The sequence below is a fragment of the Rhizorhabdus phycosphaerae genome (assembly GCF_011044255.1).
Taxonomy (GTDB): Bacteria; Pseudomonadota; Alphaproteobacteria; order Sphingomonadales; family Sphingomonadaceae; genus Rhizorhabdus; species Rhizorhabdus phycosphaerae.
The window spans coordinates 3,564,968-3,578,405 of sequence record NZ_CP049107.1 but is presented as its reverse complement, the minus strand read 5'-3'; the positions used below and the strand labels follow the sequence as shown (position 1 = coordinate 3,578,405).

The window sequence follows — 13,438 nt, the reverse complement described above, 5'->3', positions numbered from 1 at the left end:
CGACAGATGATCTCCAGGATATTCATCGACCGCCCGATCTTCGCCTGGGTGATCGCGATCGTGATCATGCTGCTCGGCGCGGGCGGACTGCTCAGCCTACCGATATCGCAATATCCCAACGTCGCGCCGCCCTCGATCAACATCCGCGCCAACTATCCCGGGGCATCGGCCGAAACCGTCGAATCCAACATCACGCAGATCATCGAGCAGCAGCTGTCGGGCATTGACGGCCTGCTCTATTTCTCGTCCTCGTCGAGTTCGACCGGACGCTCCGACATCACCGTGACGTTCGACAAGGGTGTCGATCCGGATATCGCCCAGGTGCAGGTCCAGAACCGGGTGCAGCAGGCCCTCCCGCGCCTACCGGCGCAGGTGCAGCAGCAGGGCCTGGTCGTCACCAAGTCGAACAGCGACTTCCTGATGGTGGTCAGCGTGTTCGACGAGAGCGACCGCAGCACCAATCGCGACGTGGCCGACTATCTCGTCTCCAACCTGCAGGACGGGATCGGCCGAATCCAGGGCGTCGGCGACGTCAACGTGTTCGGCTCATCTTATGCGATGCGCATCTGGCTCGATCCCTACAAGCTCGCCTCGGTCGGCCTCACGACGGCCGACGTGACCACGGCGATCGAGGGCCAGAATGCCCAGGTCGCGGCGGGCCAGATCGGCGGCGTGCCCTCGTCCGACGACCAGATGCTCAACGCGATCGTCACCTCGCGGTCGCGCCTGACGACCGTCGACGAGTTCAAGGCGATCATCGTCAAGAACCAGAATGACGGCTCCAAGGTCCTGCTGAAGGATGTGGCGCGCGTCGAACTCGGCAGCGAGTTCTACAATGTGGTGGGCCGTATCAACCGGCATCCCGGCGTCGGCCTAGCCGTGCTGCTGGCGCCGGGGGCCGATGCCCTCAAGACGTCGGAACTGGTCCGCGCCTATGTCGACAACGCGTCGAAGAGCTTTCCGCCCTATTACAAGCATGCCTTCCTGAACGACGCGACGGCCTTCATCAAATTGTCGATCGAGGAGGTGGTGAAGACCCTCGTCGAGGCGATCATCCTGGTGGTCATCGTCATGTTCGTGTTCCTGCAGAGCTGGCGCGCGACGCTGATCCCGGCGATCGCCGTGCCGGTCGTGCTGCTGGGCACATTTGGCGTGCTGGCCGTCGCCGGTTTCTCCGTGAACACGCTGACGCTGTTCGGCCTGGTGCTGGCGATCGGCCTGCTCGTCGACGACGCGATCGTGGTCGTCGAAAATGTCGAGCGCGTGATGGAGGAGGATCCCGACATCAGCCCGCGCGAGGCCACGATCAAGTCGATGTCGGAAATCAACACGGCACTGGTCGCGATCGCGCTGGTGCTGTCGGCGGTGTTCCTGCCCATGGCGTTTTTCGGCGGATCGACCGGCGTCATCTATCGCCAGTTCTCGATCACCATCGTCGCATCGATGGTGCTTTCGGTGGTGGTCGCGCTCGTCCTCTCGCCCGCGCTTGCGGCGACGCTGCTCAAGCGCCCGAACCATGAGGATCGCGAGCGGCGCACGGGCCTCGTCCGCCGCGCTTATGACTATGGCGACCGGTTCAACGCCTGGTTCCGGCGGTTCACCGAGCGCTATGTCGCGCTGGTGAAGCGGCTGTTCGGCCATGTCCGCAGCGCGCTGATCGTCTTCGTCCTGCTGCTCGTGGCACTGGGCGTGGTCTTCTTCCAGCTGCCGACCGGTTTCGTACCCACCGAAGATCAGGGCAACGCCCAGCTGCAATTCTCGCTTGCCCCGGGCGCCACGCTCAACCGCACGGTCGAGGTCGCCAAGCAGATCGAACAGCGGCTCAGCGCGACCGAACCCGATACCATCGTCAACTATGGCCTGATCAGCGGATCGGGCTATGGCGGGCAGAGCCAGAATGTCGGGCGCGGCTTCATCGGCCTGGCACCCTGGGACGAACGCAAGGGCAGCGAAAATGCCGCGCAGGCGATCGCCACCCGTGTGACGCGCAATCTGTCCGACATTCGCGAGGCGCAGATCTTCGTCCTCACGCCACCCGCGATTCCGGGTCTCGGCCAGACGTCGGGCTTCTCGATGGAGTTGCTCAACAGCGGCAATCTCAGCCGCGAGGAATTCAAGGCGCGCAAGGACCAGCTGCTGGCCGCCGCCGCCGCCGATCCCGATCTCGCCAATGTCCGGCTGAACTCGCTCGAGGACACCGCGACGCTGGCGGTCGACATCGACTCCGAAAAGGTCGGCGCCCTGGGCATCAGCCAGGCGAGCGTGAACCAGACGCTGTCGGCGGCCTGGGGCGGCCAATATGTCAATGATTTCGTCGATCGCGGACGGGTCAAGCGCGTCTTCATCCAGGGCGACGCGCAATATCGCAGCAAACCCGAAGACCTTGCCGCATGGCATGTCCGTTCGGCGACGGGACAGATGATCCCCTTCTCGGCCTTCGCCACCGTGCGCTGGGCCCAGACGCCCAATGTGCTCACGCGCTTCAACGGCATTTCCAACTTCACCCTTCAGGGACAGGGCGCGCCGGGCAAGAGTTCGGGTGACGCGATGAAACGGATCGAGGAACTCGCCGCACAAGTCCCGGGCGTATCGGTCGACTGGTCGGGGCTGAGCTATCAGGAACGCATCTCCGGCGGCCAGGCGCCGATCCTCTATGCCCTGTCGGTGCTCGTCGTCTTCCTGTGCCTCGCCGCATTGTACGAGAGCTGGTCGGTCCCGACCGCCGTGATCCTGGTCATCCCGCTGGGCTTGATCGGCGCTACGCTGGCGGTGCTGTTGCGCGGTCTGGAGAACGACATCTTCTTCCAGGTGGGACTGGTCACGACCATGGGGTTGAGCGCCAAGAACGCGATCCTGATCGTGGAGTTCGCCATTGCTGCGGAAAAGGAAGGCAAGACACCCCTCGACGCTGCGATCGAAGCCTCGCGCATCCGGCTTCGGCCGATTCTGATGACGAGTTTCGCCTTCATGTTCGGCGTGGTGCCACTCGCCATCTCGACCGGCGCGGGCGCACAGGCGCGGGTCGCTATCGGCACCGCAGTGCTCGGCGGCATGTTCACCGCGACTCTGCTTGCGGTTTTCTTCGTTCCACTCTTCTATGTCCTCATCCGGCGAATCTTCCCGGACAAGGCGGGGCACGGGGCAAGCGCTTGATGCGGAGACGTCTGACATCCATCCTCCTCCTGGCGACGACGAGTGCCTGCACGCTGGCGCCGGACTATAAGCGCCCCGTCGCCGCAATTCCGGCGGCACTTCCCGATCCGGGCATAGGGGCGCAGGCCGAACGACCGGCCGCCCTCAGCTACCGAGACATATTTCGCGACGAGAAGCTGGTCGCGCTGATCGACCAGGCGCTTGCGAACAACCAGAACCTCAAGGCTGCCTATGCCAATACCCGCGCCGCCCGGGCGCAGGTGACTGTCGCCCGTTCCGCGCTTTTCCCGCAGATCGACGTGTCGGCGGACGTCACCAAGGCCGACAGCTCGAACGAAATCCAGGTGGGCGGCAATGCCAGCGTCGCCACCCGCGGCCGCAGCACCGGCGGCCCCATCGCCACCTTCCGGACAGACGCCCAGGCCAGCTGGGAAATCGACCTGTTCGGCCGGGTGCAAAGCCTCTCCGATGCGGCCCTCAACGAATATCTCGCGACCGAGGCCGCCCGGCGGGGGGTGCGGCTCAGCGTCGTCGCCGGGGTCGCAAATGCCTATGCGACCCTTGCCGCCGATCGCAGCCTGCTCAAGGTCGCGAAGGAGACCAGCGCCGCCGCAGCCAAGAGCGTCGAACTGACCCGATCGCTGCTCGAAGGCGGCGTCGCGCCCCGCACCGACCTGCGCCAGGCCGAGACCATCCTCGCACAGGCGCAGTCCGACCAGGCCAATCTCGAGACGCTGATCGAGCAGGACCGCAATGCGCTGCAGCTGCTGGTCGGCGCACCGATCGCCGATTCCCTGCTCCCCGCATCGATCGAAGCGGTGGAGCCCCGGATCGGGGAAGTGCCGGCGGGCATCGATTCCTCGATCCTGCTGCGGCGCCCCGACGTGGTGCAGGCCGAATATGGGCTGCGCGCCGCCAACGCCCGGATCGGTGCCGCCCGTGCCGCTTTCCTGCCGCGCATCGCCCTTACCGCGCTGACCGGCTTTGCCAGCACCACGCTGTCCGACCTGTTCGTCCGCGGCGCACGCACGTGGAGCGTGGCCCCATCCGCCACGCTGCCGATCTTCACCGGCGGGGCCAATGTCGGCAATCTGAAGGTCAACAACGCCCAGCGCGACCAAGCCGTCGCGCAATATCAGACCGCCATCCAGACCGCCTTTCGCGACGTGTCCAACGCCCTTGCCCGGCGCGCGACCATAGACGAGCAACTGGCGGCGAGCAGCAAGCTCGACGCTGCGGCGAAGGATTCGCTGTTCCTCGCCGATGCCCGCTACCGGAACGGCATCGATGCCTATCTGACCCTGCTCGACGCCCAGCGCACAGCCTATGCAGCCGCCCGCACGCTTGCGCAGACGCGCCTGCTCAAGGCGCAGAATCTGGTAGCGATCTACCAGTCGCTCGGCGGAGACGAATTGATCGATGCCACGCCCGGCCAGCGCAACCAGCTTGCGCTGACCCGAACGGCGGATTGATTCGGCCAGCCAGCGTTCAGCCTTCCAACCACACAGGCCCCTCATGAATGTCCGTCGGGCCCTCCACGACCGGCTCGCCAACCGGGATATGCTCGGACGGCGCGCCTTCAGCCTGCTGCTGGTCGGCATCATCCATCTGCTCGGCTTCCTGCTGCTGCTGTCGCTTGCACCGGACATGGTCCGCAAGCTGACGCCCGAGCTGAAGAGCTTTCCGCTGTTGTCGATCTCCGAAGAGCCCGCGCCCAAGGTCGCAGCAACGTCCAGCGCACCACGCCGCCAGGTGAAGGTGACGCCGCCCACGCCACCGACCACCCCCGAAGTCCCCAAGCTGCCATCGAACATCATCTGGATGACGTCAGAGCAGTTCCGCGCCACCGACATTTCCAAGCTGTCGCCGCGCGTGGCGAAGGATGCCTCGGGTACGGGCGGAGAGTCGACCGCTGAGGCGCAGGGCGTGGGAGAAGGCCCCGGCGGCCAGAAGCTCTACCCCGCCGACTGGTATCGTGAGCCCACGACCGCCGAAATGGCCTTTTACCTAAAGGGCAAGCGCCAGGCCGGCTGGGGCATGATCGCCTGCCGGACCGCACCGCAGTTCCGGGTCGAGGATTGCCAGGAGATCGGCGAGTCCCCGACCGGCTCAGGGCTGGCCAATGCGCTTCGCCAGGCGTCGTGGCAATTCCGCGTCCGACCGCCCAGTATCGGGGGCAAGCCCCAGGTCGGCGCCTGGGTCCGCATCCTCTTCGACTTCCAGTTTGGCGTCATGAAATAGGCTGAGGCAACCGTTCAGCATGTGGTCAGTTGATCTCGCACAAAGACCTCGCGAGGCCATGGGACCATAGAGATGACCAGGTTGTTCTTCGTTGCGTTGCTTTCCGCGGCCCTGACCGGCCCCGCACTGGCCCAGCTTCAGCTGGGCGAACGTCCGATCAAGCGGACTGAAGTCGCCGCCGTGGCGAAGGCGCAGTTCGCCGAGATGGATGCCGACAAGGACGGCTCGGTAAGCCCATCCGAATTCGAACGCTATCGCGCCAAGCAGAATGCCGGCCCCGATCAGGGGCGCGGGCTGACGCATATCGGCCGAAGCTGGTTCGACAAATGCGATACCGACGGCGACGGTCGGGTCAGTGTGGCCGAAGCTATCGCCCGCCCGCTGGGCCTGTTCGACATGGCCGATGCCGATGGCGACGGAGTCGCCAGCCTGGCCGAGCAACAGCTCGCCTCGATCTTCATCAAATGACGCCGACCGTCCCCGGCTACACCGGGGACGAACGGACGCTAGCCGGCCGCCTTGACCTTCAGGCGGAAGGCGTGGAGCAGAGGCTCCGTATAGCCATTGGGCTGATCGACTCCCTCAAAGACGAGGGCGCGCGCCGCCTGGAAGGCCAGGCTCTCCGTCTCGCGGCCCGCCATCGGCTGGTAGAGCGGATCGCCGGCGTTCTGGGCATCGACCTTCGCCGCCATGCGCGACAGGGCCGCATCGACTTCGTCGGCGGATGCGACGCCATGCAGCAGCCAGTTGGCCATGTGCTGCGACGAGATGCGCAACGTCGCGCGATCCTCCATCAGGCCGACATCATGGATGTCGGGCACCTTGGAGCACCCGACGCCCTGGTCGACCCAGCGGACGACATAGCCGAGGATGCCCTGGGCGTTATTGTCCAGTTCGGCACGGATATCTTCAGGCGTCCAGTTCTGGCCGTGCGCGATGGGAACCGAAAGCAGACGGTCGAGGCTGGCAACCGGCTCAATGCGGCGCTCGTCCTGCCGGGCGAACACGTCCACCTCATGATAATGGGTTGCGTGCAGCGTTGCCGCCGTCGGCGACGGCACCCAGGCGGTGTTGGCGCCTGTCCGGGGATGGCCGATCTTCTGGACGAGCATGTCCCCCATCCGGTCGGGCGCCGCCCACATGCCCTTGCCGATCTGCGCCTTGCCTGACAGGCCACAAGCGAGGCCGATCTGGACGTTGCGATCCTCATAGGCCGCGATCCAGTCGCTCGTCTTCATGTCGCCCTTGCGGATCATGGGGCCGGCCCGCATCGAGGTGTGCATCTCGTCGCCGGTGCGATCGAGGAAGCCGGTGTTGATGAACATGATCCGGTCCTTCACCGCCGCGATGCAGGCGGCGAGGTTGGCCGAGGTGCGGCGTTCCTCGTCCATCACGCCGACCTTGAGCGTGTGGCGGTCGAGACCGAGCAGATCTTCGATCGCATCGAACAGCCGGTTGGTGAAGCCGGCTTCCTCCGGGCCATGCATCTTCGGCTTGACGATGTAGATCGACCCCTTCGCGCTGTTGCGGAAACGGCCCAGACCCCGCACGTCATGCAGCGCGATGAGACTGGTGACGATACCGTCGAGAATGCCTTCCGGCGCCTCGCTCCCATCGGAGAGGAGCACTGCCGGCGTGGTCATCAGGTGCCCGACATTGCGCACGAACACCAGGCTGCGCCCCGGCAGGGTGAAGGCCGAACCATCGGGTGCGACATAGTCGCGGTCGCCGTTGAGGCGCCGGGTGACTGTCCGTCCGCCCTTTTCGAAGCTCTCCTCCAGATCGCCCTTCATCAGGCCGAGCCAGTTGGAATAGGCGAGGACCTTGTCCTGCGCATCGACCGCAGCGACTGAGTCCTCGAGATCGCAAATCGTCGTGAGCGCGGCTTCGAGGACCACGTCCGCCAGGCCTGCCGGATCGTCGCGCCCGATCGGATGAGCACGGTCGATGATCAGTTCGATATGCAGGCCGTTGTGGCGCAGCAGCAGATTGTCCCCTGCACGGCCGACCAGCTGGGCCGGGTCCGCGAGCACGGGCGTCCCGCCGGCCCAATCGGCCCAGCTTCCATCGGCAAGCGGAACCGCACGGTCGAGAAAGGCCTTCGCCCAGGCAATGACCTGGGCTCCGCGCGCGGGATCGTAGGCCGGACCCGCCGGGGACCCCGGAATGGCATCGGTTCCGTAGAGCGCGTCGTACAGGCTGCCCCAGCGCGCATTGGCGGCGTTGAGGAGAAAGCGGGCGTTGAGGATCGGCACGACAAGCTGGGGCCCGGCCGTCGTCGCCAGCTCCGCATCGACATTCGCGGTGCCGACAGTGAAAGGCGCGGGCTCCGGCACGAGATAGCCGATCGACAGCAGAAATGCCTTATAGGCGTCCATGTCGATCGCCTGACCGGCACGGTCCTGGTGCCAGGCATCGATCTGCGCCTGCAGTTCGTCGCGTCGCGCGAGCAGCGCACGATTGTCGGGCGCGAAGCGCGCAAAGATGTCCGCGGTGCCCGCCCAGAAGGTCGAGGCGTCGATCCCCGTTCCGGGCAGCGCCTGTTCCTCGATGAAACGGACGAGCTCGTCCGCGACCTTCAGACCCGCCCTGTCCACCATCGTCGTCATGTCAGCCTCGCCACCAGATGAGAGGCGAGACGCTTAGCGCAGGCGTGGATTGGAAACTATGGAGATAATATGCGCGACATTCATTCTTATAGAGAACGAATTAGCCGCCCATACGTCCCGTCCGGAACCAGCGGCGGGACGAGCCCAGCCGCATGAGTTCGCACCCGCAATGTCGACATACCGCATGGGTGATGCCGTTGATCTCGGCGCGGCTGCCGCTCACGGCGGAATGGCGGCCGTTCTCGCAGGCAAGAGCGCTGGCTTTTCCGGGTGCGACGGAACTCGGCAATCTGGAGACCGAGGTAAGAGGCATGGCGGACATCCTTTCCACCGGGTTGGTGTGGACGTCCTGTGCGAGCGCGATTTTGCCGCCTTATTTCACGGGTGAAACCTGACTGCTCATTTTCCGTCGGGAAGCCAGTGCATGTCGCGCGCACGACGCTCGGCTGCCGCGTCCAGCGGTTCGCCGGTCATCATTTCCTGAGCCTGCGCCATGATCGTGGCTTCGGCGGAGCCGGCCTGGCGATAGGTGCCGCGTTCCGACTGGCCGCCCGCCACATAACGCTGGACCCTCCAACCCTGGCTCGCGCGGCAGCCGATCCCGGCGCCGGCCGGCCCCGCAAATGTTCGGCAGAGCGTCCCTTGCGGGCCAGCCGGGAAGCTCACGCCGATCCGATAGGCGCCCGAAGGAGCGGAGGCGAGCTGCCGGTCCAGGGCAGTCGCCAAATCGCCCTGAGCCAGCAGCACGCCGGCACGATCGACAATGGGTCCGCTGTTCCGGTCGGGCAGTTGCTGCCCCAGCATGATTCCCGCGACGAGTGCTGCGGCCAGGGCTGTCGCCGCCCGGAAATAGGACCTCTTGGCCCGCCCTCGCGCCGGTAGTGCCAGGACATTGGGGCGATCGTCGAAAACGCCTGCGAGACGACCGGGAACAGGTTCCTCGGCGACCGGCGCGAAATGCCCGGCGATCGTCTGTCGCAAGGCGACGTGGCGGCGCACCTTCTCTGCAAGCGCCGCATCGGTCTGCATGCGTTTTTCAAAACGCAGCCTTTCGAGCGGCGACAGTTCGCCATCGACATAGGCCATGATCTCTTCGTCCGTCATGCCTGTTCTCCCAGCAATTCCATCAGCGCCTGGCGCCCGCGAACGAGACGCGACGTCACGGTTCCCATGGGCAGGTCCAGCAATTCGGCGGCTTCGCGATAGGCGAGCCCCTCCACGAGAACGAGCGCGATCACCTCGCGCTGCTCGGGCGGCAAGGCCGACATCGCCCGGTCGACATTGTTCAGTTCCGCGCGTGCCTCCATCTGGCGATCGCCGGCGTCGGGCAGGTCGAAACCGTCCACATCGATGGCCACAGTCTCTCCCCGGCGCCGCCGTGAACGGAGTTCGTCGATCCAGCAATTGCGGATGATCCGGTACATCCAGGAATCGAGCCGTGTTCCCTTGGCCCACTGGTTCTCAGCCTTGAGTGCCCGCTCCAGGGCAAGCTGACAAAGATCGTCGGCGTCGGCGGCATCCAGCGTCAGCGATCGCGCGAAGCGCCGCAAACGGGGCAGAAGATCGAGCAAGTCCCGTTCGAAACCCGTCACATTCCCTGTCCTCCACAACCAGCCGCTGTGGGATGAAACGATGGCGGGGCGACGTTTCATCCCAGGCAACCGACAAAAGCGAACGGCGTTCTGTCGTAACGGCCATGAAAGGAATCCGATCCGATGCTCCCCCTTCGCACCAGCCTGGCGCTCGGTATCGCGATCCTGTCGGCTTCGGCGGCTGCCGCGCAGTTGCTGCCACAGCTTTCGCCTCCGCTGGGGACGACAATCGGACGAACGCTCGACGATGTCACACAGACAGCGAGCCAGGCCGGCCGGCCCCTCGGATCGGGCCTGGGCGAGATCGACAGCGCGTTGGAGCGGCTCAGGCGCACCCGACTGGACAATCTTTCGGCGCTGGTCCGACAGCATCCTGACGATCTTGCACTCGACCTTCGCGGCGATCCAGCCGTCAGCGACGAACTCCTGTTGCTGGATCCCGACGCCGAGGCGCTTGATGCCGCGCGGAAGGCCGGTTTCGGCGTGATCGGCGATGACCCTGTGGAAGGTCTCGATATCCGCACCGTCCGGCTACGCGTTCCCGGAGGCATGGATCTTGCGCGAGCCGAGCGACGGCTTCGTCAGGTCGTGCGCGGCGCCACGATTCAGTCGAATCCCATCTACCGTCCCATGGACATTGCCGCACCGCGGATCGGGTCGAAACCTATTGCTCGAACAACGGCACCAGCGCGTGCCGTGGTCGGGCTGATCGACGGCGGCGTCGCCAGTCTGCCGTCCTTTTCCGGAGCCGTGACGTCGCGGGGGTTTGCGGCGGGTGCGCCCGTCGCGAACGATCATGCCACCGCCATCGCGTCGATCCTCCTCGGCCATGGCAAGATTCCTGCGCTGGTCCCCGGCGGCTCGCTGCTGTCGGCCGACGTCTATGGCCGCGATCCGCGCGGCGGCAGCGCGCTATCGATCGCCCGCGCTCTCGGATGGCTGGCCGGCTCCGGAGTACGGATCGTCAACATCAGCCTTGTCGGCCCCGACAATCCCCTGCTGGCCAAGGCCATCGCCGCTGTCGACAAAAGGGGCGTGGTTGTCGTCGCGGCGGTCGGCAATGACGGGGCCGCTGCACCTCCGGCCTATCCCGCCTCCTACCCCCAGGTCATCGCCGTCACCGGGGTCGATGCGAAAGGCAGGCCGCTGATCGAGGCCGGTCGCGCCAAGCATGTCGACTTCGCCGGCCCAGCCGCCGACCTGCTCGGGGCCAACGCTGCTGGAGGCTACCGGCTTCTGCGGGGAACATCCTATGCGGCCCCATTCGTTGCCGGAACGCTGGCCAATCTCGACCCCCGTCAAAGGGCAAACCGAAGCGCCGCCGTGGCTGCGCTGATCCGCCTTGCGGTCAGGCCCGCCAATGTCCGCGGCGCACTGGTGGGCCGGGGCGTGGTCTGCTCCAAATGCGCTACGCGATGAGCCGCTCATAAAAATTTCGGGCAGGGCGGATTAAAGATCGACGAGCCCTCGTTGCCTCTTCGGGATGGCGGACACGCCACCGAAGCGAAAGGACGAGAGCATGACGAACATCATGAAGACCATCATGTGCGGCGCGGCCGCGGTGATTGCGATGAATGCGGTTCCTGCCCAGGCCCAATTGCTGGGCGGCGGCGGACTGGGTGGAGCGATCGGCGGTGGCGTCGGAGGCATGATCGGCGGGACGCTGGGCGGTTCCGATCTGACCGGCGGCGTTGGCCGCGTCGGGTCGTCGCTGTCCGGCACGGTCGACGGCGCTGGCTCGGCCACGGCTTCGCATTCGGTCGATCGTCGCAAGGGCAAGGCTTCTGCAAGTGGCGGTGCGACAGGTTCGCTCGGTGCCGCTGCCGGTGGCACCGCTGCCGCTCTGACCGGCTCGGCGGCAGGCAGCGCCGATGCCCAGCTGGTCGGCACCGACGCCGTGCGCTCTGCGGCAGGCGCCGCGCGGTCAACTGTCGGGCAGACCGTCGCAAACGCCCAGACCGCCGCTTCAAGCGCGACGACTGCGGCGAGTGGCACGTCGAGCGCCACCGCCAACGGCGCCGGTCGGGCCGGTCTCGGTCAGCTTGCGCTCGCCGGCAGTGCCGCCGCCAATGCGGCCGGCAGCTTTGACGTGGCGCCGGGAATGGTGGTCCGCGACATGGCAGGGAAGGCCATCGGCACCGTCAGTGACGTGCAGACCACGGCGCAAGGCGCGGTTCAGTCGGTGGTGATGGAAGTGGGCAACAGCACCGCAACTCTTCCGGCCGCCAATTTCAGCGGTTCAGGCAATGTGCTGCTGTCGGCCATGACCAAGAATGAGGTCAAGCAGACCGCCCGCCGGCAGGAAAAGTCCGAGACGCAACCCAAGAGCTAGAAACGACGGGAGCGGGTCGGCCCCCCATCTGCTCCCGCCGCTATCGGCACCCGTCTCACGGGCCCGAGGAGGCCGTGCCGTCTGGAGGCGGCACGGCCTTTTCGATCATCGAAGCTCAGATCGACAGGATGAGGTCGAGATAGAGGACCTTGGCATCGCCGGTCGCGGGCGCATTGGGGGCGTTCTTGAGCAGCGAGGATTTGAACAGCCAGGCAGCACCGGTGTCGACCTGTACGCGCTGCGGCACGATCCAATAGCGGAAGCGCCCCTCGGCCTGGTAACCCGCAAAGCTGCCCGATCGGCCCTGCGCGTCGACGACGCCCGTCTGGGAGAAGCTGTCGCGGCGGCTTTCGGTCCAGGCCGCACGAACCATGACGAAGGCATCCCAGGTCTTGCTCGGTGCAATTTCGAAGCGGACGCCCGGCGAAACGATGTTGGCACGGCCAAGCGGACCATAGAGGCTGGTCGGACCGAACTCGAACCGCCGCGCGCCGTAGAGCGTGTCGAAGCGACCGAATTTTCCTGGCTCGCGCTTGTCGCCCGAAGCGACATCCATGTGAGCCGACAGCCGTGACTTGAGCTTGTCGGCGAATCCATAGCCGACCTCCGCATGGGCAAACCAGGCCTCGACATCGAGGTCGCTAAGGTCGGTGACGCCGGTGGTCCGCCGGGTCTTGCCGAACTGGTACGCCGCCTCGATGTCATGATCCCATTTGCCCTTGGCCGGCTTGCGGAAGGCGCGGGCGCCCACGGTCCACAGGCGACGGTTCCGCGTCAGCCGGCCTGGGCTGTCCTTCTCGCGAAGGCCGAAGCCATAGGCCTCGACGACGCCGCCCAGCAGCTTGGGCATGGTGAGGTGGGCGCCGAAGAACTGCAGGTCGGTGGTCTCCTGGTCCCATTCGACGCCCTCGTCGCGGATCCCGTCGGCATCTTCAGGCAGGCGGATCTGTGGCATCGACCACAGCAACTGCAGATGGTAGTTATTGGACGTCGTCCAGTCCGCAAACACGCCGGTGTACGCATTGGTCGTGTTACGGTAGCGCTGGCGCGAAACGAGACGGCGCGAGCCGATATCGAGCGTGAAGCGGCCGGCCATGATCTTGCCGTGGCCCGTTTTGGCCCCCTTGGAGTCGTCGCCGAGCTTAACGCCCGCATAGGCCTGGATCAGTTCCAGAGCGTTGACCTCGCTCGTGCCTGCGCTCGACAGTCGGTCCTGCCCATAGGTCCTGGCGTCCCAGAGCTCCCCGCCGAAAAAGACGTCGCCGCCGTCATATTCTGCGGCAAGCGTCGTCTTGAGCGAGAGCATCTCGTCGCTGTTCGCACGTCCCCGCCGGAACTGGCCGCCAAACGCCTCGAACCGGGTTCGCATGCCCGCAGTGATCGTCAGATTATCGGGCGCGCCCAGGGCGGTGGCGAGCGGCCCGCGCTCCGCAACTGCCGGAGAGGACAGCAGTGCAAGCAGCAGCGTGGCGGGCAGGAAGCGAGTCATTTTCACGATAGTTGTTCCCGGT

General features: G+C 65.8%; 11 protein-coding genes. 7 read left to right on the top strand and 4 right to left on the bottom strand.

The features are described from left to right. The first annotated feature begins 6 nt into the window (after window positions 1-6). The 4 genes from G6P88_RS16660 (at window position 7) to G6P88_RS16645 (ending at window position 5,862) form a co-directional block, all read left to right on the top strand. Window positions 7-3,153, top strand: a complete 3,147-nt coding sequence (locus G6P88_RS16660) for an efflux RND transporter permease subunit (RefSeq protein ID WP_165324182.1) — start codon at window positions 7-9, stop codon at window positions 3,151-3,153. Continuing rightward, entirely contained in the window at window positions 3,153-4,625 is a 1,473-nt protein-coding gene (locus G6P88_RS16655; protein WP_165324181.1) for an efflux transporter outer membrane subunit, read from the top strand. The genes G6P88_RS16660 and G6P88_RS16655 overlap by 1 nt, the downstream gene beginning before the upstream one ends. A 43-nt stretch (window positions 4,626-4,668) precedes the next feature. After that, window positions 4,669-5,394: a hypothetical protein gene (locus tag G6P88_RS16650; RefSeq protein WP_165324180.1), complete on the top strand. Its 726-nt coding sequence runs from the start codon at window positions 4,669-4,671 to the stop codon at window positions 5,392-5,394. A 72-nt stretch (window positions 5,395-5,466) separates the two neighbouring features. Next, window positions 5,467-5,862, top strand: a complete 396-nt coding sequence (locus G6P88_RS16645) for an EF-hand domain-containing protein (RefSeq protein WP_165324179.1) — start codon at window positions 5,467-5,469, stop codon at window positions 5,860-5,862. A 38-nt stretch (window positions 5,863-5,900) separates the two neighbouring features. On the opposite strand, the gene G6P88_RS16640 is transcribed toward G6P88_RS16645, so the two are convergent. Next, window positions 5,901-8,003 carry a malate synthase G gene (locus G6P88_RS16640; protein ID WP_165324178.1) on the bottom strand — a complete coding sequence of 701 codons (2,103 nt, stop codon included), beginning with the start codon at window positions 8,001-8,003 and terminating at the stop codon, window positions 5,901-5,903. A 191-nt stretch (window positions 8,004-8,194) separates the two neighbouring features. Between G6P88_RS16640 and G6P88_RS16635 the strand changes: the two genes are divergently transcribed. Next, complete coding sequence (locus G6P88_RS16635) at window positions 8,195-8,398, top strand: hypothetical protein (RefSeq protein ID WP_206335799.1); 204 nt, start codon at window positions 8,195-8,197, stop codon at window positions 8,396-8,398. A 4-nt stretch (window positions 8,399-8,402) separates the two neighbouring features. Here G6P88_RS16635 and G6P88_RS16630 read toward each other — a convergent pair whose 3' ends face one another. Beyond that, window positions 8,403-9,107, bottom strand: a complete 705-nt coding sequence (locus tag G6P88_RS16630) for an anti-sigma factor family protein (RefSeq protein WP_165324176.1) — start codon at window positions 9,105-9,107, stop codon at window positions 8,403-8,405. Continuing rightward, window positions 9,104-9,595, bottom strand: a complete 492-nt coding sequence (locus G6P88_RS16625) for an RNA polymerase sigma factor (RefSeq protein WP_226946615.1) — start codon at window positions 9,593-9,595, stop codon at window positions 9,104-9,106. The genes G6P88_RS16630 and G6P88_RS16625 overlap by 4 nt, the downstream gene beginning before the upstream one ends. A 123-nt stretch (window positions 9,596-9,718) precedes the next feature. On the opposite strand from G6P88_RS16625, the gene G6P88_RS16620 reads away from it, so the two are divergent. Together G6P88_RS16620 and G6P88_RS16615 are read left to right on the top strand one after the other, a co-directional pair. Continuing rightward, window positions 9,719-11,014 carry a S8 family serine peptidase gene (locus G6P88_RS16620; RefSeq protein WP_165324174.1) on the top strand — a complete coding sequence of 432 codons (1,296 nt, stop codon included), beginning with the start codon at window positions 9,719-9,721 and terminating at the stop codon, window positions 11,012-11,014. 100 nt (window positions 11,015-11,114) lie between these two features. Then, window positions 11,115-11,927 carry a hypothetical protein gene (locus G6P88_RS16615; RefSeq protein WP_206335797.1) on the top strand — a complete coding sequence of 271 codons (813 nt, stop codon included), beginning with the start codon at window positions 11,115-11,117 and terminating at the stop codon, window positions 11,925-11,927. A 115-nt stretch (window positions 11,928-12,042) separates the two neighbouring features. Here the strand turns inward: G6P88_RS16615 and G6P88_RS16610 are convergent, their stop codons facing one another. After that, window positions 12,043-13,416 (bottom strand): alginate export family protein, encoded by a 1,374-nt coding sequence (locus tag G6P88_RS16610; RefSeq protein ID WP_165325253.1) that lies wholly within the window; start codon window positions 13,414-13,416, stop codon window positions 12,043-12,045. Window positions 13,417-13,438 lie beyond the last annotated feature (22 nt).

What these genes read in the sequence shown, in the direction of transcription:
- G6P88_RS16645 (WP_165324179.1), top strand. Translation starts at nt 5,467, where the DNA reads ATGACCAGGTTGTTCTTCGTTGCGTTGCTTTCCGCGGCCCTGACCGGC.
- G6P88_RS16655 (WP_165324181.1), top strand. Translation starts at nt 3,153, where the DNA reads ATGCGGAGACGTCTGACATCCATCCTCCTCCTGGCGACGACGAGTGCC.
- G6P88_RS16620 (WP_165324174.1), top strand. Translation starts at nt 9,719, where the DNA reads ATGCTCCCCCTTCGCACCAGCCTGGCGCTCGGTATCGCGATCCTGTCG.
- G6P88_RS16640 (WP_165324178.1), bottom strand. Translation starts at nt 8,003, where the DNA reads ATGACGACGATGGTGGACAGGGCGGGTCTGAAGGTCGCGGACGAGCTC.
- G6P88_RS16630 (WP_165324176.1), bottom strand. Translation starts at nt 9,107, where the DNA reads ATGACGGACGAAGAGATCATGGCCTATGTCGATGGCGAACTGTCGCCG.
- G6P88_RS16635 (WP_206335799.1), top strand. Translation starts at nt 8,195, where the DNA reads ATGCCGTTGATCTCGGCGCGGCTGCCGCTCACGGCGGAATGGCGGCCG.
- G6P88_RS16610 (WP_165325253.1), bottom strand. Translation starts at nt 13,416, where the DNA reads ATGACTCGCTTCCTGCCCGCCACGCTGCTGCTTGCACTGCTGTCCTCT.
- G6P88_RS16615 (WP_206335797.1), top strand. Translation starts at nt 11,115, where the DNA reads ATGACGAACATCATGAAGACCATCATGTGCGGCGCGGCCGCGGTGATT.
- G6P88_RS16650 (WP_165324180.1), top strand. Translation starts at nt 4,669, where the DNA reads ATGAATGTCCGTCGGGCCCTCCACGACCGGCTCGCCAACCGGGATATG.
- G6P88_RS16660 (WP_165324182.1), top strand. Translation starts at nt 7, where the DNA reads ATGATCTCCAGGATATTCATCGACCGCCCGATCTTCGCCTGGGTGATC.